The sequence below is a fragment of the Streptococcus suis genome, from assembly GCF_002960445.1.
Taxonomy (GTDB): Bacteria; Bacillota; Bacilli; order Lactobacillales; family Streptococcaceae; genus Streptococcus; species Streptococcus hyiners.
Genome location: NZ_POJD01000067.1, coordinates 1 through 312, shown reverse-complemented (window position 1 = coordinate 312; position 312 = coordinate 1). Strand labels below are relative to the sequence as shown.

General features: G+C 40.1%; 1 protein-coding gene. It reads left to right on the top strand.

Annotated features, from left to right (window positions below):
• Window positions 1–312, top strand: a 312-nt coding sequence (locus C1G53_RS01315; protein ID WP_192873096.1) for an aldo/keto reductase, incomplete at both ends; no start/stop codon positions are given.

Below are 312 nucleotides of genomic sequence, written 5' to 3'. Positions count from 1 at the left end.
TTCTCAAAAGAGTATATTTTGGAATCTGTAGATGGAATTTTGAAGCGCTTGGATACGGAATATTTAGATGTTCTCGTCTTACATCGTCCGGATGCTCTAATGGAAGCAGAGGAAGTAGCTGAAGCCTTTTATCTCTTGAAAAAAGCAGGGAAGGTTCATCATTTTGGCGTCAGCAACCAAAACATTTACCAAATGGAGTTATTACAATCCTATCTCGATCAACCGCTTGCAGTTAATCAATTGCAGCTATCTCCTGCTCACACGCCTTTGATTGATGCTGGATTACATGTCAATATGAAAGATGATGCTGCG